Origin of the sequence: Streptomyces sp. AC550_RSS872 (genome assembly GCF_019049285.1) — a bacterium.
GTDB lineage: Bacteria > Actinomycetota > Actinomycetes > Streptomycetales > Streptomycetaceae > Streptomyces.
Genome location: NZ_JAGMUL010000198.1, coordinates 200465 through 222537, shown reverse-complemented (window position 1 = coordinate 222537; position 22073 = coordinate 200465). Strand labels below are relative to the sequence as shown.

General features: G+C 70.7%; 17 protein-coding genes. 6 read left to right on the top strand and 11 right to left on the bottom strand.

Going from position 1 to position 22073, the window contains the following annotated elements; translation table 11 throughout:
- Nucleotides 1-138 precede the first annotated feature (138 nt).
- Together KUM44_RS42820 and gabT are read right to left on the bottom strand one after the other, a co-directional pair.
- A complete protein-coding gene (locus tag KUM44_RS42820; protein ID WP_374202126.1) occupies nt 139-942 on the bottom strand; it encodes a phosphatase PAP2 family protein in 804 nt (267 codons plus the stop codon).
- 221 nt (nt 943-1163) lie between these two features.
- Nucleotides 1164-2498 carry a 4-aminobutyrate--2-oxoglutarate transaminase gene (gabT, locus tag KUM44_RS42815; RefSeq protein ID WP_217215160.1) on the bottom strand — a complete coding sequence of 445 codons (1335 nt, stop codon included), beginning with the start codon at nt 2496-2498 and terminating at the stop codon, nt 1164-1166.
- Nucleotides 2499-2770: 272 nt separating this feature from the next.
- On the opposite strand from gabT, the gene KUM44_RS42810 reads away from it, so the two are divergent.
- The 4 genes from KUM44_RS42810 (at nt 2771) to KUM44_RS42795 (ending at nt 10874) form a co-directional block, all read left to right on the top strand.
- A complete protein-coding gene (locus tag KUM44_RS42810) occupies nt 2771-5182 on the top strand; it encodes an ATP/GTP-binding protein (protein ID WP_217215159.1) in 2412 nt (803 codons plus the stop codon).
- Nucleotides 5183-5290: 108 nt separating this feature from the next.
- Entirely contained in the window at nt 5291-6976 is a 1686-nt protein-coding gene (locus KUM44_RS42805; protein ID WP_217215158.1) for a PucR family transcriptional regulator, read from the top strand.
- A 141-nt stretch (nt 6977-7117) separates the two neighbouring features.
- Nucleotides 7118-9595: an McrB family protein gene (locus KUM44_RS42800; RefSeq protein ID WP_217215157.1), complete on the top strand. Its 2478-nt coding sequence runs from the start codon at nt 7118-7120 to the stop codon at nt 9593-9595.
- A 4-nt stretch (nt 9596-9599) separates the two neighbouring features.
- A complete protein-coding gene (locus tag KUM44_RS42795; RefSeq protein WP_217215156.1) occupies nt 9600-10874 on the top strand; it encodes an McrC family protein in 1275 nt (424 codons plus the stop codon).
- An 88-nt stretch (nt 10875-10962) separates the two neighbouring features.
- Here KUM44_RS42795 and KUM44_RS42790 read toward each other — a convergent pair whose 3' ends face one another.
- The 7 genes from KUM44_RS42790 to KUM44_RS42760 all read right to left on the bottom strand — a co-directional run bounded on the left by KUM44_RS42790 (nt 10963) and on the right by KUM44_RS42760 (nt 18764).
- The gene (locus KUM44_RS42790) at nt 10963-11415 is read right to left on the bottom strand and encodes a hypothetical protein (protein ID WP_217215155.1); all 453 of its coding nucleotides are present in this window, start codon (nt 11413-11415) and stop codon (nt 10963-10965) included.
- A gap of 115 nt (nt 11416-11530) precedes the next feature.
- Nucleotides 11531-12958: an FAD-binding oxidoreductase gene (locus tag KUM44_RS42785; RefSeq protein ID WP_217215154.1), complete on the bottom strand. Its 1428-nt coding sequence runs from the start codon at nt 12956-12958 to the stop codon at nt 11531-11533.
- Nucleotides 12959-12992: 34 nt separating this feature from the next.
- Nucleotides 12993-13793, bottom strand: coding sequence for an ABC transporter permease (locus tag KUM44_RS42780; RefSeq protein ID WP_217215153.1), 801 nt, complete (start codon nt 13791-13793; stop codon nt 12993-12995).
- Entirely contained in the window at nt 13794-14723 is a 930-nt protein-coding gene (locus tag KUM44_RS42775; protein ID WP_217215152.1) for an ABC transporter permease, read from the bottom strand.
- The gene (locus KUM44_RS42770; protein ID WP_217215151.1) at nt 14723-15886 is read right to left on the bottom strand and encodes an ABC transporter ATP-binding protein; all 1164 of its coding nucleotides are present in this window, start codon (nt 15884-15886) and stop codon (nt 14723-14725) included. Before KUM44_RS42770 ends, KUM44_RS42775 begins: the two co-directional genes overlap by 1 nt.
- 7 nt (nt 15887-15893) lie before the next feature.
- On the bottom strand, nt 15894-17141 hold the full coding sequence (locus tag KUM44_RS42765; RefSeq protein ID WP_217215150.1) for a spermidine/putrescine ABC transporter substrate-binding protein: 1248 nt from the start codon (nt 17139-17141) through the stop codon (nt 15894-15896).
- A gap of 87 nt (nt 17142-17228) precedes the next feature.
- Complete coding sequence (locus KUM44_RS42760; RefSeq protein ID WP_217215149.1) at nt 17229-18764, bottom strand: gamma-aminobutyraldehyde dehydrogenase; 1536 nt, start codon at nt 18762-18764, stop codon at nt 17229-17231.
- 198 nt (nt 18765-18962) lie between these two features.
- Between KUM44_RS42760 and KUM44_RS42755 the strand changes: the two genes are divergently transcribed.
- Nucleotides 18963-19532, top strand: coding sequence for an NADAR family protein (locus tag KUM44_RS42755; RefSeq protein WP_217215148.1), 570 nt, complete (start codon nt 18963-18965; stop codon nt 19530-19532).
- Between the two features lie 89 nt (nt 19533-19621).
- Here KUM44_RS42755 and KUM44_RS42750 read toward each other — a convergent pair whose 3' ends face one another.
- Nucleotides 19622-20086, bottom strand: coding sequence for a DUF4190 domain-containing protein (locus KUM44_RS42750; protein WP_217215147.1), 465 nt, complete (start codon nt 20084-20086; stop codon nt 19622-19624).
- Nucleotides 20087-20143: 57 nt separating this feature from the next.
- Nucleotides 20144-20815, bottom strand: coding sequence for a DUF4190 domain-containing protein (locus KUM44_RS42745; protein ID WP_217215146.1), 672 nt, complete (start codon nt 20813-20815; stop codon nt 20144-20146).
- A 128-nt stretch (nt 20816-20943) separates the two neighbouring features.
- On the opposite strand from KUM44_RS42745, the gene KUM44_RS42740 reads away from it, so the two are divergent.
- A complete protein-coding gene (locus KUM44_RS42740) occupies nt 20944-22065 on the top strand; it encodes an adenosine deaminase (protein ID WP_217215175.1) in 1122 nt (373 codons plus the stop codon).
- Nucleotides 22066-22073: the final 8 nt, after the last annotated feature.

The window sequence follows — 22073 nt, the reverse complement described above, 5'->3', positions numbered from 1 at the left end:
TGGGGGTGTCCTGGTGTGTCGTCGTCCACGGTAGGGGCGTGGGGTCGGAAGGGCGTTTGTCCGCGGTGTAGTGGTGCCGGTGGCGGGTGCGCCGGATTGGCGGGGAGCCGACGAGAGCGGTGCGGGCCAGGACACGACCTAGCGCGCCCTGGCCGGGATGCTCCGGCTGAGGAACAGCCAGAGCGAGACCAGCAGCACCGTGCCGAGGCACCAGCTGGCCAGGACGTCCAGTGGCCAGTGGTAGCCGCGCCGGACCAGCCCGAAGCCGACGCCGAGGTTGAGGGCGGCGCAGGTGGCGAGGAGTGCGCGGCGGGCGAGCAGGGAGGTCAGCCACGGGAGGAGCAGCAGGGTCGCGGCACCGTAGGCGATGGCGGCCGTGGCCGTGTGGCCGGAGGGGTAGTAGCCGGTGGCGGGCGGCACGACGGGGGTGCCGGGGCGGTCGGTGAGCAGCTTGACCGGGACCACGAGCGCCGGGACCAGTGCCATGAGCAGGGCCGCGGAGGTGGCCGGCAGCCACCAGTGGTGTGTACCAGTGCGGCGATGCCGCCAGGTGGCGTATCCGAGGGCGAGGGCCAGGACGGGCACCGCGACCGGCACATTGCCCAGGTCGGCGAGGAGTTCGGAGAGGCGGTCCGGGTGGGCCAGGGCTCGGCTGGCCGCGGCGTCGGCGTCCAGCAACGGGCCCGCGCTCACCACCTGCCAGGTGATGAGCGCGAAGAGAAGGGCGGGCAGCCCGAGAAGGAGGAAGAGGGAGGTCGGCCACCCCGGAACAGGGGGGGTGGTTCCGAGGTGGCCGTCCGGATCGGATCGTCGCACGCCCCGGGGGGTTTGGGGCGGGCGACTGTCCGATCGGTGAGGAGATCCGGAGCCGGAAGCTCCGGGTGTGTGCGCGAGGGCACGACCAGGTCGAAGCTGGGGAGGCCTCGGCCCGATGTCGCCCAGAGTCCCCTCTGGGCGGGGTGTATCTCTCATCTGCTGAGAACCTACGACAGGGCGATGGTGTCAGCCAGACGGAATCGCGTCCTGACATCCACCTCGCACACCTTCTTCACACGCTCTGACGGTAGCCGCCCCAGCCCTGGAATCGCGAGCGCTGACAGGGCTGGGGCGGATGAGGTCCCCGGGACCGGGACCCGGCGTTCACCAGTGGTTTCGCTGTGGCCTCAGATGCGGGTGAAGGCCTGCTCGATGATGTCGAGGCCCTCGTTCAGCAGATCGTCGCCGATGACCAGAGGGGGCAGGAAGCGCAGCACGTTGCCGTAGGTGCCACAGGTCAGGACCAGCAGGCCCTCGGCGTGGCAGGCCTTGGCGAGCGCGGCGGTCGCCTCCGGGTGGGGCTCCTTGGTGGCGCGGTCCTTGACCAGTTCGATGGCGATCATGGCGCCGCGGCCGCGGACGTCGCCGATGATGTCGAACTTCTCGGCCATCGCGGTGAGGCGGGCCTTCATCGTGGCCTCGATCGCCTTCGCCTTGGCGTTGAGGTCCAGCTCCTTCATCGTCTCGATGGAGCCGAGCGCACCGGCGCAGGCGACGGGGTTGCCGCCGTAGGTGCCACCGAGTCCGCCGGCGTGCGCGGCGTCCATGATCTCGGCGCGACCGGTGACGGCGGCGAGCGGCAGACCGCCCGCGATGCCCTTGGCCGTGGTGATCAGGTCGGGCACGATGCCCTCGTCCTCGCACGCGAACCACTGCCCCGTACGGCAGAAGCCGCTCTGGATCTCGTCGGCGACGAAGACGATGCCGTTGTCGGCGGCGAACTTCCGGACGGCCGGCAGGAAGCCCTTCGCGGGCTCGATGAAGCCGCCCTCGCCGAGGACCGGCTCGATGATGATCGCGGCGACGTTCTCCGCGCCGACCTGCTTGGCGATCTGGTCGATGGCCTGCGCGGCGGCCTCGGACCCGGCGTTCTCCGGGCCGGTGGGCCAGCGGTAGCCGTAGGCGACCGGGACGCGGTAGACCTCGGGCGCGAACGGGCCGAAGCCGTGCTTGTACGGCATGTTCTTCGCCGTCAGCGCCATCGTGAGGTTGGTCCGGCCGTGGTAGCCGTGGTCGAAGACGACGACGGCCTGCCGCTTGGTGTATGCACGGGCGATCTTGACGGCGTTCTCGACGGCCTCGGCGCCCGAGTTGAACAGCGCCGACTTCTTGGCGTGGTCACCCGGGGTGAGCTCGGCGAGGGCCTCGGCGACCTCCACGTAGCCCTCGTACGGGGTGACCATGAAACAGGTGTGGGTGAAGTCGGCGAGCTGGGCGGAGGCCCGGCGTACCACTGCCTCGGCGGAGGCGCCCACGCTGGTCACGGCGATACCGGAACCGAAGTCGATGAGCCGGTTGCCGTCGACGTCCTCGATGATCCCGCCGCCCGCGCGCGCGGTGAACACGGGCAGCACGGAGCCCACGCCCTGCGCGACCGCGGCGGTACGGCGGGCCTGCAGCTCCTGCGACTTCGGGCCGGGGATGGCGGTGACGACGCGGCGCTCCTGCGGAAGTGCGCTCATGAGGGGCTCCTGGGGGTGTTGCGGACGCTTGTCTTCTCTTTTCTCGCAGGCTAGGGCGGGGAGCGGGGCGTCGGCATGCTCCATGTGGGCGTTGTCAGGAGCGGCGGTTGTCCGTGGTGGACATAGCGACGCCGATCGGCGGCCGTGCCGCTCGGAGCATCTCCGTCCGTTCCGTCGGCCGTGTAAGCGGTGAACTACCCAGGAGTGGGCGTTAGATTGACTCGCTGATGGTGGATGGCAGGGATCGAACGGCTGGTCAGGGGGAAAGGGCGATGGACAGCGACGGGACGCAGGACGCTCGGGGCACGCACTCGACGCCTGTGCCGCGTCCGGCGATGCCGCCGGAGGCCCCCGCGGTACCGCCGCGACCCACGCGGGCACCCGATGCGCGGGACGGCCGGGAGCGGCCCCCGCAGCCAGGGCCCGGATCCGTGGCCGACTGGCTCAACGAGCCCCGGTCGGACGCCCGGCCCGGGATCTGGCGGTTCGGATACCGCCTGCCGAAGGCCGCGCAGTCGGGCGCCGAACGGCTGGCGCCGGTCACTGTCGTCGGACTGCTCGTTCCGCTGGTCGTGGCGCTGCTCGTGTGGTCGATGTGGCGGCGCGGCAGCATCCCGTACCAGTACTCCGTGCTGCGGCTGTTCACACCGGACGACTGGTGGTGGGGCGGCACTCTCGCGTCAGCCAAGGGCTGGCACGGGCAGGAGGCCCTGGTCGTCTACAACGGACTCTTCTTCGCCGTGCTCGTCTACGCGATGGGCCGGCTGGGCAGCTGGCCCGACGTCGTCCGGCACTACGTGGGCGGGCGGCCCCAGCCCGCGCGGGCGCTGCTCGCCGCGCTGGGCGCCCTGGTCACGCTGAGCTTTGTGTTCCCGAGCGCCTTTCCCGGCGTCGGCTGGGACGCCCTTCCCGTCGTCGCGCCCCTGTTCTCCCTCGTCGCCCTGATCTCCGGCGGCTTCGACCTGTTCACCTCGGTGCTGTTCACCGACGGTCTGTACACGGTCGTCACCCTTCTCGTCCTGTGGCCGTTCGCCCGGGTCGGCGACTGGTGGGGCTATGCGAAGGAGCGTCTCGCCACGCGCGGCGCCGCGGCGCAGCAGGGCCCGACGGCGGCCCCGGACCGGCCGCGCGCCGAGTGGCCCGAACTGCGGCGGGCGGGACAGCACGAGGCGGCCGACCTGCTGACCGCCGAGGTGGCCGGCCACCGGATGAACGACGTGGACTGCGCCCGGCTGGAGCACGCCTGGACCGTGGCCGGACAGGACGGTTCCCTCCAGGCCTTCCGCGACACCGTGCTGCGCCAGGGCGGCGCCTCCTGGACGCATCCCTCCGGAGCCAGGGACCTGCCGCGCCGTGCGGCCGACCACGACCTGCTCGCCGGACAGGTACGCCTCGGGCGGTGGGTGGCGGCGGAACGGGCTCCCCGCGCCTACCACGACGCGGGCGCCGCCCTCGGCCCCGACGTGCTGGGGACGTCGCTCCTGGCAATCGGACCGTCCGGGGCGGGCAAGACGCGGCACCTGATCGAGCCCGTGACGGAGTCGTTGGCACTCCAGGCGCTCGCCGGACGGTGCGCCGTCGTCGCGGTCTCCGCGGCGGGAACCCGGCTCGCCGCGGACTCGGCGTTCGACGTGGTCGTCCGGATCGGGGATCCCACATCCGTCCACGACCTGGATCCGTACGCGGAGTCGGAGGACCCGGACGAGGCGGCGGCCATCCTCGCCGAGGGCCTGGTGGGCGACCTCGACACCGTGGGCAGCCAGAGCGCGGCCACCGCGCTCGCCCAGCTGCTCGGCCCCTACCGGGCGGTGCACGGCCGTTTCCCCACCCTGCCGGTGCTGCGTGAGCTCCTGGAGGGCGAGCCGTCGGCGCTGTCCGCCCTCAGGGACGCGCTGGCGTCCGGCGGCCACACCGTGATGCACCGTGAGCTGGAGGCCCGCGTCCGGCAGATGGGCAGCCCGGCCGATGTGGGCCGCGCCCTCGCCGACCGGCTCGCGCTCCTCAACCGGCCGGCGTTCAGCGAGTTCTTCGGCTCAGGCGGTGACACCCGGCCGTTCTCCCTGCGTGCCGTGGCCCACCACCCGCTGCGGGTCCGCATCGACCTGCCGGAACAGGGCCACGAGGAGGCCGCCCGCCTGCTGACGAGGCTCGTCCTCGCCCAGTTCGGCGCCGTCGTGCGCGGCGGGAAGCGCCGCCACTTCGCCTGTCTGGTCCTCGATGACGCCACCGGTGCGGTCACCGCGGAGTCGGTGCGCCGGATCCAGCGGCTGCGCTCCCAGAACGCGGGCGTCGTCCTCGCCCTGCGCACCATCGGCGACGTCCCCGAGGCCCTGCACGGCCCGCTGTACGGGGCGATCGGCTGCCGTATGGCGTTCTCCGGCGTGACGACCTGGGACGGCACCCGGTTCGCGCAGGCCTGGGGCACCGAGTGGGTGGAGACACGCGAGGTGGCCAAGCACACGGTCTTCGCCGACCAGCCGATGACCCGGCTGATCCACGCCCTGCGCAAGCTCGTCACCGGCAAGGCGGTGACGACGGACGCGGTGACCGTGCGGCAGGTCGAGCGCGAGCGCTGGTCGGCGTCCGAGCTGGCACACTCGGTGCCGCCCGGGCATGCGGTGCTGTCGCTGACCAGCGTCGACGGCGAGCACGCGCCGCCGTTGCTGGTGGATCTGCGGGGCTAGGTCCGGACTTCACGTCACCCCATGACCGTACGGTGAGGCAGAATCGTCACAGGCTGTTCATACATGACGGCCAAAAGATCACAACGATCACACCGACCTGAAGGCCTCATGCCACCCACGCTCGCCTCGCTCGTCCATCACTCCGCGCTGAAGCTGACCGTGCGGGCGGGCGAGGACCGCCTGGACGTGCCCGTGCGCTGGGCGCACGTCAGCGAGCTCGCCGACCCGGTCCCCTATATGGAGGGCGGGGAGCTGCTGCTGATCACCGCGCTGAAGCTGGACGCGGAGAACCCCGAGGCGATGCGGCGCTATGTGCGGCGGCTGGCCGGGGCGGGCGTGGTCGGGCTCGGCTTCGCGGTCGGCGTCAACTACGAGGAGATCCCCAAGGCGCTGGTCGAGGCCGCGGACGCGGAGGGGCTGCCGCTGCTGGAGGTGCCGCGCCGTACGCCGTTCCTCGCGATCAGCAAGGCCGTGTCGGCGGCCATCGCGGCGGACCAGTACCGGGCGGTGACGGCCGGGTTCGCGGCGCAACGGGAGCTGACCAAGCAGGCGCTGACCGACGGGCCGGAGGGGCTGCTGGCCGCGCTGGCCTCACAGGTGAACGGGTGGGCGGCGCTGTACGACGCGTCCGGTGCCGTGGTCGCGACGGCGCCGGACTGGGCGGGGCGGCGGGCGGCCCGGCTCACGGCGGACGTGGAACGGCTGCGGGAGCGGCCCGCGCCGGCGTCGTCCGTGGTCGGCGGGCCGGAGAACGAGGACCGGGTCGAACTGCACACCCTGGGCACCGGCCGACGGGCCCGCGCCGCGCTGGCCGTGGGGACGGCGGCGGCGCTGGGCACGGCGGAGCGGTACGCCGTCCACTCGGCCATCGCACTGCTGACCCTGACCACCGAGCGGTCCCGGTCCTTGCAGGCGGCCGAGCAACGGGTGGGCGCGGCGGTGCTGCGCATGCTGCTCGCCGGTGAGCCGGATCACGCACGTGCCGTGGCGGGAGACCTCTACGGCGGCCTCCTGGACGCCCCCTTCCGCGTCATCGTCACCGAGGCGGCGTCGGTCTCGGCGGCGCGGGTCGTCGACACCGGGGGGCGCGAGGCGCTCACCAAGGCCGCTACGGCCTCCGCCGCCGCACTGGTCGCCGCCGCCGGCACGAACGGCGATCCGCTGGGCGCGCTCACCGAGCTCGTGGAGTCCGCGGCGGCCCGGGCCGGGGAGGCGGTGCTGGTCGTACCGGAGGGTGAGGGCGAGGCCGCGCGGCTGGTGGTGCTCGCCACGGACGGGGGCGCGGCGGTGACGGCGTGCGCGGAGTACGCGGCGGCGCTGGAGGCGGCGCGGACCGGTGCCGTATCCGAGCAGCCGGGCGCCGACGACGAGGAACTGGTCATCGGGCTGTCGGCCCCGGCCGGGCCCATCGCCGCCGCCGCGGCCTACAAGCAGGCCGAACAGGCGCTGTCGGTGGCGCGGCGGCGCGCGCGGGTGTTCGTGGAGCACGAGCAGCTGGCGGCGGGGTCTGTGCTGCCGCTGCTCGCGGACGACGCGGTGAAAGCGTTCGCGGACGGGCTGCTGCGGGCTCTGCACGAGCATGACGCGACGGGGCGGGGGGACCTGGTCGCCTCCCTTCGGGCGTGGCTGTCACGGCACGGCCAGTGGGACGCCGCGGCCGCGGATCTGGGCGTGCACCGGCACACGCTGCGGTACCGGATGCGGCGGGTGGAGGAGATTCTGGGCCGGTCGCTCGATGACGCGGATGTGCGGATGGAGCTGTGGCTGGCGTTGAAAGCCACGTCGCCGGAGTAGCCAACACAGCTGATCCCCCTGCCGGTTGGCCTGTCTCCTGATCCCGCTCCGGTCGTGGGCGGCCGTCGTCACGCGATACGGTCGCCAGGCCGACGCAGGAACAACCGGTCGTCAGGTGACGCCCGGCCACGGGGAGGGGTCATGACCGACGAGCAGGAGCAGGTGGCGGTCACCTTCGAGAGCCACGACTTCGCGCTCACTCCGTCACCGGGCGAGGTCATCCTCCCCAAGTACGGCCGCAAGATCCACCATGATCCGCAGTGCGGGCACCTCACCGACTCCCCTCAGCTCCCCCGCTTCCCCGACCCGGACCGGCTGCTGTGGCGGCGGCTGATCGACTCCGGGCCCTCCCATGACACCTCCGCGCGCACCGCGTTCGCCCGGGACATCGGCCTCCTCGGCGGCTCCGGGCAGCCGCTGACCAGCGCGTGCAGTTGCGTTCTGCGTCCGATCTCGCCCCGCCAGGCCGCCGCGCTACGGCCGTGGCCGCTCGACGACGCGATCGGGGCGTTCGACCGCGGCCTCTTCGAGAAGAAGCTGAACGAGATGGAGGCGACCGCCGAGCAGATCGTCCGGGACTTCCCCTGGGCGGACTGGCCCACCCTGCCGCTGGAGCGCTACGCGCTCGGCCAGGGCGACAGCGCGCAGACCAAGCCCTACTGCTACCTCCTGGAGTTCGGCAGCAAGGCGCTCGGCAGCATCGCCGGCGGCTCCTCGACCAAGCACCTCATCTACCAGCGCAGTCAGGACGGTTCCTGGTGGCACGACTCGCGCTACGCCGACGAGGAGGAAGCCTGGGCCGAGGTACGCGCCGGAATCGTCGAAGCGGTCACCGCCGCCCGCGCGGGCCGGCTCGCGGACATCGACGACATCGACGCCATCCGTTCCGGCCCCGCCCTCGTCGCCAAGACGCTGCGGGTGTACGCCCCCGAGGCCGCGCTCGCGGTCTACGGAAATGATCCGCTACGCCATTTCGTCCAGCGTCTGACGGGCGAGCCCGTGCCCAAACTGGAGCGGTTCGCCCTCCAGGCGCGGCTCAAGGAACTCATCGACGCCGACGAGCGGTTCGCGGGCTGGCCGTACGACCTCGTGGTGCTGTTCCTGTACTGGTGGGCCGATCCGATCCGGACCCAGCAGATCGTGAAGATCGCCCCCGGCCACGGCGGTGCGCTGTGGGACGAGTGCCGCGCCGGCGGGTACATCGCGGTCGGCTGGGACGACGTGTCCGATCTGCGGTCCTACGCGGACAGGGACGATTTCAAAGCCGCGTTCGCCGCCGCCTACACGGACGCGTACAACGGGAACCAGTCCAAGGTCTCCGCGAAGGCCAACGAGCTCTGGAAACTGCTCGGTCTGCGCCCGGGCGACCTCGTCGTGGCGAACAAGGGGACGAGCGAGGTCCTCGGCGTCGGCAGGGTGACCGGGGACGGTTACGTGTGGCGGGAGGACCGCGCCGAGTACCGGCACACGGTCGAGGTGGACTGGGACGAGAGCAACGGGGGACGGCTCGACGAGCCCGAACGCTCCTGGGCGACCGTCACCGTCAAGGACGTTCCCGCCCAGCTGTGGAGCAGGATCCGGCAGGCGAAGTCGGCGCCGGTGGAAGACGATCCCGGCACCGACCCGTCCGATGTCGCGCTGGCCGCCCAGCCCCTGGACTCCGGGTTGCAACCGCTCGCCGACGCGCTCGACCGGCGGGGACAGGCGGTGCTGTACGGACCTCCGGGCACGGGCAAGACGTACACGGCCCTGCGCTTCGCCGTGCGCTGGCTCGGTGAGCTGTCGGGCGGGCTGTCGGACCTGGACCCGTACGCGGATCCGGGCACCCCGGCCTTCCGGCGGACACTCGACGCGTTGACGCGGGCCGGGCGGCTGACGACGGTCACCTTCCATCCCGGCTACGGGTACGAGGACTTCGTGGAGGGCTTCCGTCCGGTGAGCGGTGGCTCCGGCGGTCTCGTGCTGGACCGGGTCGACGGCGTCTTCAAGCGAGTGTGCCGGGCGGCCGCCGCCGACCCCGGGCATCCGTACCTGGTGATCGTCGACGAGCTGAACCGCGGCAACCTGCCCAGGATCTTCGGCGAACTGATCACCCTGCTGGAGAAGGACAAGCGAGGCCTCCAGGTGCTGTTGCCCCTCAGCCAGGAGCAGTTCACCGTGCCGGAGAACGTGTACCTGATCGGCACGATGAACACCGCCGACCGCTCGATCCGCACGCTCGACGCGGCGGTTCGCCGACGCTTCGCCTTCCTGGAACAGCTCCCCGACTCCGCTCCGTTGCAGGGCTGCCATGTGGAACAGCTGCACCTCGCGGACCTGCTCGACGCGCTCAACCAGCGCATCAGGACACAGCTCGACCGCGAGAAGCAGATCGGGCAGGCCTTCTTTCTGCCGCACGGAGCTCCGGTCGACTCGGTGAGCGCCCTGGCCGCGATCGTCCGCGACGAGATCCTGCCCCTGCTCCAGGAGTACGCCTACGACGACTACTCCCTGCTCGCGGCCTTCCTCGGCGAGGCCCTGGTGGATCTCGAGGCGCACGCGCTGCGCGACCTCAGCGACGAAGGGCTGGTCAACGCCCTCTATATCGAGCTCCAGGTCGGAAGCGGGGCGGCGGACTGATTCCGTGGTGACGCTGCGGGAGTACGAGACGAAGGTGGTCCAAGGGGTGCGCCTGAGCCCCTTGGACCGTGCCCTGTGCGGCAGCGAGAGGCTCGCCCCGCGGGTCCGCGTCCGGGAACTGTCGGGCGACCGGCTTGAGTTGACCGCAGGTCCGCACGTGGGGGTGGTCCGGCTCGACGCCTGCGAGATACGAATCCTGCCCAAGTACCTGGGTACGGAGCTCGATGTGCTGCGCATGCTGGAATTCGCGGCGGGCCGCGGCCTCCCGGCGCTCGACGTGCCCCGCACCGTGGGCGAAGGGGCGCCGCAGCTACGGGACTTGGTGGCGCTGATGGTCACCGAGGAGTGCGAACGGCTGCTCGCCGGCGGGGTACGCCGGGACTACCTGACCGTCGAGGACGACCTTCCGGCCGTACGCGGCCGTCTTCTCCCCGACCGTCAACTCATCCGGCATCACGGCCGACTGGACCGGCTGGCCTGCCGGTTCGACGAACACGACACGGACATCCTGGACAACCGGCTGTGCGGCGCGGCGGTCGACCTCGCCGCGCGCACAGCGCGGTCCCCCGCCGTGCGCGCCCGGGCCCGGCGTGCCGCGACCCGGTTCGCGCAGGTGGCGCCGACGGATCTCGGTGATCTGCGCGATGCGCTGGACGGCCTCGACTATCACCGGCACAACGACCACTACCGGAGGGCACACCGCTGGGCGGCGCTGCTGCTGTCCGGCGGCGGCATCGCGGACCTCCTCGCTCCGGGACCGCTCACCGCACGTGCCTTCCTCATCGACATGAACGTCCTGTTCGAGGCCTTCGCCACCCGGCTGCTGCGCGAAGCCGCAGCGGGCAGCGGCCTCACCGTCCGCGAACAGTCCAGGCACCGTGGGGTGCTGCACGACGAGCGAACGGACCGCCCCTACAGCGAGGTGCGCCCCGATGTGCTGATCTCGGGGAGCGTCGACGGCGAACGGCTCTGCCGCCCCGTCGACCTCAAGTACAAGCTGTACGACGCCATCAAGCCGGCCGCCGCGGACCTCTACCAGGCGTTTCTCTACGCCCACGCGCTGGCCCGGCAGCCGTCGGACGGCCTCCCGACCTGCGTCCTCCTCCACCCCGGCGGCGCCTCACGACCGCGCGACAGCGTCGTCGTACGGCGCTGGGACGGCACGGCGTCGACCCGCGTCCGGTCGGTCTCGCTCCACCTTCCCTCGGTGCTCGGCGCCCTGGAAGGCGCCGAACGATCCGCGACGCTGAGGAGGGTCTGGGCCTCGGTGCTGGCCTGACCGTCCGTCAGGCAAGTTCGTCCTCTTCGTCAGCAGTCGAGGGCGTCCAGGGGGCGAGAAGTTCCCGGAGTCCCGGAGTACCCGCAGGCTAGCCCTCCTCCCCGGCGGCCAGCTCAGCCGCCGCCTCGTGCATGGCCAGTTCGAGCAGCGACGGGTCGGTCAGGGTGCCCGTGCCGTCCGGGGGGACCAGCCAGCGGACGGCGCCGATGGAGCGGCCCGGGTACGGGACGACGATCCAGGTGCCGGCTCCCGCCGTACGGATGCCGGTGCCGAGCCAGCGCGCCGCCGTGCCGGGCGGCACGAAGAAGCCCATGCGTGAGTCGCCGAAGTCGACGAGGACCGGGCCGGGTTGGTCGAGGATGCGGGTGAGGACATCGAGGGTCGGATAGCCGAGCTCGCCCGGCAGGATGAGCACGTCCCAGGCCTTGCCGGCCGGCAGCAGCGCGACCCCGAGAGGGTTGCGCTCCCACTCCCAGCGACACGCCTCGGGGTCCGGCGCAACCGATGCCAGCCACTCGACCGCCGTCTTCGCCCCTGTCATGACGGTGACCTCCCATTTCCTTCGTGGACGCCGATCGCGTCACGAGGGAGAGGGAGGTCACCCGGCATGCATTACGCGGGTTTTCGCCACCAATCCATGGTGACCTGGGTCACGTTCAGCTGTCGAAGCCGAGGCCCAGCCGGTCCATCGCCTTCAGCCACAGATTGCGCCGCCCGCCGTGCGCGTCGGCGCGGGCCAGCGACCACTTGGTGAGCGCGATGCCCGTCCAGGCGAAGGGCTCCGGCGGGAAGGGCAGCGGCTTCCTGCGGACCATCTCCAGCTGGGTGCGTTCCGTGCGCTCCCCCGCCAGGAGGTCCAGCATCACGTCGGCGCCGAAGCGCGTGGCGCCCACGCCGAGGCCCGTGAAGCCCGCCGCGTAGGCCACCTTGCCCTGGTGGGCCGTGCCGAAGAACGCTGAGAAGCGCGAGCAGGTGTCGATCGCGCCGCCCCACGCGTGCGTGAAGCGGACGCCCTCCAGCTGCGGGAAGCAGGTGAAGAAGTGCCCGGCGAGCTTGGCGCACGTCTCCGGCCGGTCGTCGTACTCGGCGCGGACCCGGCCGCCGTACGGGTAGATGGCGTCGTAGCCGCCCCACAGGATGCGGTGGTCGGCGGAGAGCCGGAAGTAGTGGAACTGGTTCGCGGAGTCGCCGAGGCCCTGTCTGTTCTTCCAGCCGATCGACGACAGCTGCTCGGCACTGAGCGGCTCGGTCATCAGGGCGTAGTCGTAGACCGGGACGGTGTAGGCGCGGACACGTTTGACCAGGTTGGGGAAGATGTTGGTGCCGAGCGCGACCTTGCGGGCGCGGACCTGGCCGTAGGGAGTGCGTACGGCCATGCCGGCGCCGTACGGCTTCAGGGTGAGCGCGGGGGTGTGCTCGTAGACGCGGACGCCGAGGTCGAGGCACGCCCGCTTCAGGCCCCAGGCGAGCTTGGCCGGGTTGACCATGGCGACGCCCCGGCGGTCGTAGAGGCCGGCCTGGAAGGTCGGTGAGTCGACCTGGGCCCGTACGGCCTCGGCGTCCAGGAACTCGACGCCGTCGGCGAGGCCCTTGTCCTGCAACTCCTGGTACCAGTCGCGCAGTTCCCACGCCTGGTAGGTCTCGGTGGCGACGTCGATCTCGCCGGTGCGCTCGAAGTCGCAGTCCAGGCAGTAGCGGGCGACGGCCTTCTCGATCTCGTCGAGGTTGCGGGCGCCCAGCTCCTGAAGCTTGTGGATCTCGCCCGGCCAGCGGGTAAGCCCGTTGGGCAGACCGTGGGTGAGGGAGGCGGCGCAGAAGCCGCCGTTGCGGCCGGAGGCGGCCCAGCCCACCTCACGGCCTTCGAGCAGGACGACATCCCGCTGCGGGTCGCGCTCCTTGGCGATGAGCGCGCTCCACAGTCCGCTGTAGCCGCCGCCGACGACCAGCAGATCGCAGGTCTCGGCGCTGGTCAGGGCCGGCTCCGGGTGGGGCCTGCCGGGGTCGTCCAGCCAGTACACGACCGGCTGGGCGTCGGAAAGGGATTTCGTCCATTTGCTACCACGACTCATGGCGCTTGGGGCCATGATTTCAACTCCCTACGGGGGTTTCCCTTTGGCTTTACGCCTTTTGCTTGGTACGGCGATTACTGATGACCATGGAGGCCAGGACGAACAGTACGGCGATGACGAACATGGCCGTACCGATGACGTTGATCTGAACGGGCGTTCCGCGCTGGGCCGACCCCCAGACGAACATCGGGAAGGTGACGGTGGAGCCCGCGTTGAAATTGGTGATGATGAAATCGTCGAAGGAGAGCGCGAAGGCGAGCAGCGCGCCCGCCGCGATTCCGGGGGCGGCGATCGGCAGAGTGACGCGGACGAACGTCTGGAAAGGTCCGGCGTACAGGTCCTGGGCGGCCTGCTCCAGCCTCGGGTCCATCGACATCACACGCGCCTTGACGGCCGTCACGACGAAGCTCAGGCAGAACATGATGTGGGCGATGAGGATCGTCCAGAAGCCGAGCTGGGCGCCCATGTTGAGGAACAGGGTGAGCAGCGAGGCCGCCATGACGACCTCGGGCATCGCCATCGGCAGGAAGATCAGGGAGTTCACGGCGCCCCGCGCGCGGAAGCGGTAGCGGACCAGCGCGAAGGCGATCATCGTGCCCAGCAGCGTGGCGCCGAGGGTCGCCCAGAACGCGATCTGAAGGCTGACCGAGAGGGAGCCGCAGAGGTCGGAAACCCCGCAGGGGTCCTTCCAGGCGTCCGTCGAGAACTCCTGCCACTCGTAATTGAAGCGGCCCTTCGGTTTGTTGAAGGAGAACACCGTCACCACGACGTTCGGCAGGAGGAGATAAGCGAGCGTCAGCAGTCCCGCGATGACGACGAGATTGCGCTTGAGCCAGTTGACGACGGTCATTTAAACCAGATCCTCCGTGCCGGACCTGCGGATGTACAGCGTCACCATGACGAGGATGGCGGCCATGAGGATGAAGGAGAGCGCCGCTGCCGTCGGATAGTCCAGAATCCGCAGGAACTGCGTCTGGATCACGTTGCCGACCATGCGGGTGTCGGTGGAGCCGAGCAGGTCCGCGTTGACGTAGTCACCGGCCGCCGGGATGAAGGTCAGCAGCGTGCCGGAGACGACTCCCGGCATCGACAGCGGGAAGGTGACCTTGCGGAAGGTGGTGACCGGCTTGGCGTACAGGTCGTTCGCCGCCTCGTGCAGCCGTGGGTCGATGCGCTCCAGGGAGGTGTAGAGCGGCAGCACCATGAACGGCAGGAAGTTGTACGTCAGACCGCACACCACCGCGAGCGGCGTGGCCAGCACCCGGTCGCCCTGAGTCATGCCCAGCCAGCTCGTGACGTCCAGGACGTGCAGTGTGTTGAGGGCGCCGACGACGGGGCCGCCGTCCGCGAGGATCGTCTTCCAGGCGAGGGTGCGGATCAGGAAGCTGGTGAAGAACGGCGCGATCACCAGGATCATGATCAGGTTCCGCCAGCGGCCCGCGCGGAAGGCGATCAAATACGCAAGCGGGTAGCCGAGAATCAGACACAGGATCGTCGCCGAGCCGGCGTAGAGCACCGAGCGCAGGAACTGCGGGTAGTACTCGGACAGCGCGTCCCAGTACGTGGCGAAGTGCCAGGTGACCTTGTAGCCCTCCTCCAGGGAGCCCGTCTGCACGGACGTGGAGGCCTGGTAGATCATCGGCATCGCGAAGAAGATCAGCAGCCACAGGATGCCGGGCAGCAGGAGCCAGTACGGCACCAGGCGACCGCGCTTGCGGGGCGGCTTCTGCTCGGGAGCCGTCGGGCTGAGAGGCGGTGGCGCCTCGGTGACTGTCGCCATCAGACCGCCGCCTCTTCCTGGATGCCGGCGGAGCCCGTTGTCCCAGCAAGCAGGGACTGGGCGGCGTCGAGGCCGAAGGTGTGCGCCGGGTTCCAGTGCAGGACGACGTCGGCGCCGGGGACCAGGCGGTCGTCCCGGTCGATGTTCTGGGCGTAGACCTCGAACTCGGGGCAGACGGGGCTGTCGACGACGTACTGCGTGGAGACTCCGATGAACGAGGAGTCCGCGATCTTCCCGGTGATGCGGTTGCGCCCCTCGGGTATCTCGCCGGCCTCGTCGGCGTGCGTGAGGGAGATCTTCTCGGGGCGTACGCCGACCAGGACCTTGCCACCGGTCGTCGTGGGCGCGCTGCACCGCGCCTCGGGCAGCAGGAGCTTGCCGCCGCCCGCCTTCAGCACGATGTCGTCGCCGCTCTTGGAGTCGACCTCGGCCTCGATGAAGTTGGAGGTGCCGAGGAAGTTGGCGACGAAGGTGGTGCGCGGGTTCTCGTACAGGTCGGTCGGGGAGCCGAGCTGCTCGACGCGGCCCGCGTTCATCACGGCGACCGTGTCGGCCATCGTCATGGCCTCCTCCTGGTCGTGCGTGACATGGACGAAGGTGATGCCGACCTCGGTCTGGATGCGCTTGAGCTCCAGCTGCATCTGGCGGCGCAGCTTGAGGTCGAGGGCGCCGAGGGGCTCGTCGAGGAGGAGCACCTTGGGGTGGTTGATGAGAGCCCGGGCCACGGCCACGCGCTGCTGCTGGCCGCCCGACAGCTGGTGCGGCTTCTTGCGGGCCTGCTCGCCGAGCTGCACGAGGTCGAGCATGTCCCCGACCTGCTTCTTCACCGACTTGATGCCGCGCCGGCGCAGGCCGAAGGCGACGTTCTCGAAGATGTCGAGGTGCGGGAAGAGGGCGTACGACTGGAAGACCGTGTTCACCGGCCGCTTGTACGGCGGCAGGGCGGTCACGTCCTGGTCGCCGAGGTGGACGGTGCCGGAGGAAGGTTCCTCCAGACCGGCGATCATGCGCAGGGTGGTGGTCTTGCCGCAGCCGGAGGCGCCGAGCAGGGCGAAGAAGGAGCCCTGCGGCACGGTCAGGTCGAGCGGGTGTACGGCGGTGAAGGAGCCGTAGGTCTTGGCTATGCCGGAGAGGCGGACGTCGCCGCTGGTGTCGTTCGTCATGGTGTGGTCACGCCCCTGTGAGCTTCGCGAACTTCGCTTCGTAGGCCGTCTCTTCCTTCGAGCTCAGGGAGCGGAAGGCACGGGAGGCGGCCTGCATGGCCTTGTCGGGGAGGATCAGCGGGTTGTCGGCCGCGTCCTCGTCGATCTTCGCAAGCTCTTCCTTCACGCCGTCGACGGGACAGACGTAGTTGATGTAGGCGGCGAGCTCGGCTGCGGGCTTCGGCTCGTAGTAGAAGTCGATGAGCCGCTCGGCGTTCGTCTTGTGACGGGCCTTGTTGGGGATCAGCAGGTTGTCGCTGGACGTCATGTAGCCGCTGTCCGGGATCAGGAAGTCGATGTCCGGGCTGTCGGCCTTGAGCTGTACGACGTCACCGGCCCAGGCCAGACAGGCCGCGAAATCACCGCTGGTGAGGTCGGAGGTGTAGTCGTTGCCGGTGAACCGGCGGATCTGCTTGTTGTCGACGGCCTTCTGGAGGCGGGCGATCGCCGCGTCGTAGTCGTCGTCGGTGAACTTGCCGGGGTCCTTGCCCATGTCGAGCAGGGTCATCCCGATGGTGTCGCGCATCTCGGTGAGCAGGCCGACGCGGCCCTTGAGCTTGGGGTTGTCGAGCAGGTCGGAGACCGTCTTCACCTCGACGCCGTCGAGCGCCTTCTTGTTGTAGGCGATGACCGTGGAGATGCCCTGCCAGGGGTAGGAGTAGGCCCGCCCCGGGTCCCAGTCGGGGTTGCGGAACTGCTGCGACAGGTTGGCGAAGGCGTGCGGCAGGTTGGACGGGTCCAGTTTCTGGACCCACCCGAGGCGTATCAGGCGGGCGGCGAGCCAGTCGGTGAGAACGATGATGTCGCGCCCGGTGTCCTGGCCGGCCGCGAGCTGCGGCTTGATCTTCCCGAAGAACTCGTTGTTGTCGTTGATGTCCTCGGTGTACTTGACCTTGATGCCGGTCCGCTGCGCGAACTGCTCCAGCGTCGGGTGGTGCTTGCCGCTGTCGTCGACGTCCATGTACTCGGTCCAGTTGGAGAAGCTGACCTGCTTCTCCTTGGCCGAGTGGTCCTCGGAGGACGTGCCGCCCTCGGTCTTGCCGGCCGCGGGGATCCCGCAGGCACTGAGCGTCCCCAGTCCGCCCAGCGCGAGCGCGCCGCCCGAGGAGGCGCGCAGCAGGGAACGGCGGGTCATGGTGGCCCGGCCGCCTCGCAGGCTGCGCCGCATGGCGGCCACTTGGGCCGGGGAGAGGCGGTCGGGCTCGTACTGCTCCATGCGCGTGGTGACCTTTCGGGAGATCGGGAGGGAGGGGAGACCGGCCGGCTGGTCGGGCCGTCGGCCGCCCCCGGTCGTCTGGTCTGGCTAGCGGTCCCCGAAGACGGTGCGGTGCCAGTCCTTCCTGACGACCGCGGTGTTGTCGAACATGACGTGCTTGATCTGGGTGTACTCCTCGAACGAGTACGCCGACATGTCCTTGCCGAAGCCGGACGCCTTGTAGCCGCCGTGCGGCATCTCGCTGATGATCGGGATGTGGTCGTTGACCCACACGCACCCGGCCTTGATCTCGCGGGTGGCGCGGTTCGCCCGGTAGACGTCGCGGCTCCACGCGGAGGCCGCGAGCCCGTACGGGGTGTCGTTGGCGAGCCGGATCCCCTCGTCGTCGCCGTCGAACGGCAGGACGACCAGGACCGGCCCGAAGATCTCGGACTGAACGATCTCACTGTCCTGGGGCGCGTCGGCCACGAGCGTGGGCCGATAGTAAGCGCCGCTCCCGAGCTCGCCACGGGGAGCCTCACCGCCGGTGACCACGCGCGCGTAGGCACGCGCACGGTCGACGAACCCGGCGACCCGGTCACGCTGGACGTGCGAGATCAGCGGCCCGAGATCCGTGCCCGGCGCGAACGGGTCACCGAGCCGGACGCTCTCCATCAGCGCGGCGGTCCGCTCGACGAAGGCTTCGTACAGGGGTCGCTGTACGTACGCGCGCGTGGCCGCCGTGCAGTCCTGCCCGGTGTTGATGAGCGCGCCCGCGACGGCTCCGTGGGCGGCCGCCTCGAGGTCGGCGTCGTCGAAGACCACGAAGGGCGCCTTGCCGCCGAGTTCGAGATGGATCCGCTTGACGGTGGCGGTGGCGATCTCGGCGACGCGCTTGCCGACGGCCGTGGAGCCGGTGAAGGAGGTCATGGCGACGTCGGGATGCCCGACGAGATGCTCGCCGGCTTCCTTGCCGGTTCCGGTGACGATGTTGACGACCCCGTCGGGGATCCCGGCGTCGGTGGCGGCCTGCGCGAAGAGAAGCGAGGTCAGAGGGGTCAGCTCGGCGGGCTTGAGCACGATGGTGTTGCCCGCGGCGATGGCCGGGAGGACCTTCCAGGCGGCCATCTGGAGGGGGTAGTTCCAGGGCGCGATGGAACCGACGACACCGATGGGCTCGCGGCGCACGTACGAGGTGTGGTCGCCGGAGTACTCCCCCGCGGACTGCCCCTGGAGATGCCGGGCGGCGCCCGCGAAGAAGGCGATGTTGTCGATGGTGCCCGGCACATCGAACTCACGCGTCAGCTTCAGCGGCTTCCCGCAGTGCAGGGACTCGGCGCGGGCGAAGTCCTCGGCGCGCTCGGCGAGCACGGCGGCGAAGCGGTGCATGGCGTCGGAGCGCTCGCCCGGGGTGGCGCCGGCCCAGCCGGGGAACGCCTCGCGCGCGGCGGCGACCGCGGCGTCGACGTCCTCGGTGCCGGCCAGGTCGTAGGTGTACACCTCCTCGCCGGTGGCAGGGTCGACGACGGCGTGGGTACGCCCCGAGGTCCCCTTCGCCGGCCGGCCCGCGATGTACTGCGCGCCGTCCGCGAAGCGGTCCTGGGCCGGGAATCGTTCCGGGGTGGCGGTGCCCGGGTTGTGCATGTCGCTCCCTCCGTGCCCCGAGATGGGGCCGGCGTGGCTCAGGCTCGATTTGAGTGCCGATCCTGACAGAGCAGGGAGGCCCCAACAAGTGATTCCGTTGTTGCCTTTTGGTTACGCGACGGAATCTGTCGACCAGGTGTCGAGTTGGCCTGGAAAACGGGGGACGTTTTGTCGGTGGTGCCTGTCAGACTCGGGAACATGGCGAAGATCGATTCCTGGGATGTCCTGATCCGGGAGGTCCGTGCGGGGACAAGAGTCAGGTATCTGCACTTCTGGGGGCACCGGCCGCGACCGGACGGGCAGCTGAGCGCGAGTTGCCTGAGTCAGTGGTGGGCCGCGCCGTTCACGGTGGACGGCGTCTCGTACGCGACCGCCGAGCACTGGATGATGGCCGAGAAGGCGCGGCTGTTCGGGGACGCGGAGGCGGAGCGGCGGGCGCTGGACGCCGGGCATCCGTCCGAGGCGAAGAAGGCCGGGCGGCTGGTGCGGGGGTTCGACGAGGCGACATGGGAGCGGGAGCGGTTCCGGATCGTCGTCGAGGGGTCGGTCCACAAGTTCGCGGCGGATGCGCGGCTGCGGGAGTTTCTGCTGGGGACCGGGGAGCGGGTGCTGGTGGAGGCCAGTCCGGTGGACCGGGTGTGGGGGATCGGACTGGCCGCGGGGGACGAGGAGGCCGGGGACCCGCAGCGGTGGCGGGGGCCGAACCTGCTGGGGTTCGCGTTGATGGAGGCGCGGGAGCGGTTGCGGGGCGGGCCGGAAGGAGCTTGAGGGGGCCGGCCTGACGGCCGACCCCCTCACTCACCACCTCACAGGGCCCGGATCCTCACGGAGCCCGGCACCTCACAGGGCGCGAAGCCTCACAGCGCGCCCATGAAACTCGCGAAGACGAGGAAGCCCAGCAGCGGGAGGATCACGGTGGCCACGATCCCGCAGACCAGACCGGCGGTCGCCGCGCCCTTGTTGGTGGCCTCACCCCGGTTGGCCTTGCTCCGGCCGATCGCGCCGAAGATGATCCCGAGGATCCCGAGGATGACGCCGAAGAACCACAGGAAGAAGGTCAGGCTGCACACCACGCCGATGATGCCCAGCACCAGGCCGGTGGTGCCCATCCCGTTGCTCGGCTGCATCGGCATGGCATAACCGGGCGTCTGCGGGTAGGCCGCCGGGTAGGACGGGGCGGCGGGCGGATACCCGTACCCCGGGCCGGGCTGCGGGGCGGGCGGCTGGGCCGGCGGCGGGTAGGCGTATCCCCCGGTGGGCTGCTGCGGCGGCTGGGACGGCGGTGGCCCGAACCCACCGGGTCCGGGATTGGCGTCGGACATGAACTCTCCCCTCGTTGACAATCAGGGCATCGTAATGGCCCTGTTCATGCCAGGAATTCAGCGGACCGCCGCAGCGACGGACACCGGCACCGCCGGGGAGGCGCCGTAGTAGTCGTCGTCGTAGTCGTCCGAGTTGATGGCGGCCGTGATGCCGATGGCGATCAGGACGATCACGAGGACGCCCAGGACGAGGCCGATGACGCCCGTGATCAGACCGGCCTGCGCCTGGCCGTGGTTGGTGGCCTCGCCGCGCTCGGCCTTGCGGCGTCCCTTGATGCCGAAGACCACGGCGAGGATGCCGAGGACGATGGAGACCACGCCGTACAGACAGAACAGGCAGCAGGACAGGATGCCGAGCACCATGGCCGCGACGCCCATGCCGTTCTGCGGCTGCATCGGCATGCCGGGCCAGCCGTAGCCCGGGGGATAGCCGGGGTAGCCGTAGCCGCCCGGGGCGCCGGGGCCGGTGGGCGCGATGGGCGGGGGAGGGACGGCGGCACCGGGCGGAGGGTAGGCGTAACCCGCGGCGGGGTCCGACGGGGCCGTGCCGTCGGGCGCGGCGAAACCCTCGGACGGCATCGACGTGACCGTGGCCTGGTCGTGGACGGACGGCGGCTGTGGGGCCGCACCGGGCGCCGGCTTCTTGTCCAGCGACGGCCGGTCCTCGGGCGGCGCCCACGGGTCGTGCTCTCCCCCGGCCTCCCCGCCGGGCTGCGCTGCGTCCGTCATGTCATGTCCCCCCTGATGTTCGTGCCGCCATGCTACGGCCTCAACGACGGCGCTCCGGCGGCCGGTATCCGACCGTGCGCACCCGCGCTCGCCCCCGCTGCATACGATGGCACCCATCCGATCAGCCGATCACCCGCGTCCCGCCGCTCACGCAGCCGGCCACCGGACGCCGTTCCCGGGGAGGAACCTTGACCGACCGTCTCGTCGACGCCCGCGTCACGCGCGACCTGCACGCCTTCATCGCCGGACTGCCCAAGGCCGAACTGCACGTGCATCACGTCGGCTCCGCCTCCCCCCGCATCGTCTCGGCCCTGGCGGCCCGCCACCCCGACTCCAAGGTCCCCACGGACCCCGAGGCCCTGGTCGACTACTTCACGTTCACGGACTTCGCCCACTTCATCGACGTGTACCTGTCCGTCGTGGATCTGATCCGCACCCCGGAGGACGTACGGCTGCTCACCTACGAGGTGGCCCGCGAACTGGCCCGCCAGCAGGTGCGCTACGCCGAGCTGACCATCACCCCGTTCTCCTCCACCCGCCGGGGCATCGAGGCCGGCGCCTTCATGGCCGCGATCGAGGACGCCCGCAAGGCGGCCGAGGCCGAGTTCGGGACCGTACTGCGCTGGTGCTTCGACATCCCGGGCGAGGCCGGTCTTGAGGCCGCCGAGGAGACGGCGCGGCTCGCCACCGACGACCGGCTGCGCCCGGAGGGCCTGGTCTCCTTCGGGCTCGGCGGGCCCGAGATCGGCGTACCGCGGCCCCAGTTCAAGCCGTATTTCGACCGGGCCATCGCCGCCGGACTGCACTCCGTGCCGCACGCCGGCGAGACCACCGGCCCTGAGACCGTCTGGGACGCCCTCACCCACCTGCGTGCCGAGCGCATCGGGCACGGCACCAGTTCGGCACAGGATCCCCGGCTGCTCGCGCACCTCGCCGAGCACCGGATCCCGCTGGAGGTGTGCCCGACCTCCAACCTCGCCACGCGCGCGGTCCGCACAATCGACGAGCACCCGGTCAAGGAGTTCGCGAAGGCCGGGGTCGTCGTCACCGTCAACTCCGACGACCCGCCGATGTTCGGCACCGACCTCAACAACGAGTACGCCGTCGCCGCCCGTCTCCTCGACCTCGACGAGCGGGGCCTGGCCGACCTCGCCAAGAACGCCGTCGACGCGTCCTTCCTCGACGAGCCCGGCAAGGCCCGGATCAGGGCCGAGATCGACACGTACACCGCGCACTGGCTCGCCCCCTGACACCGCCG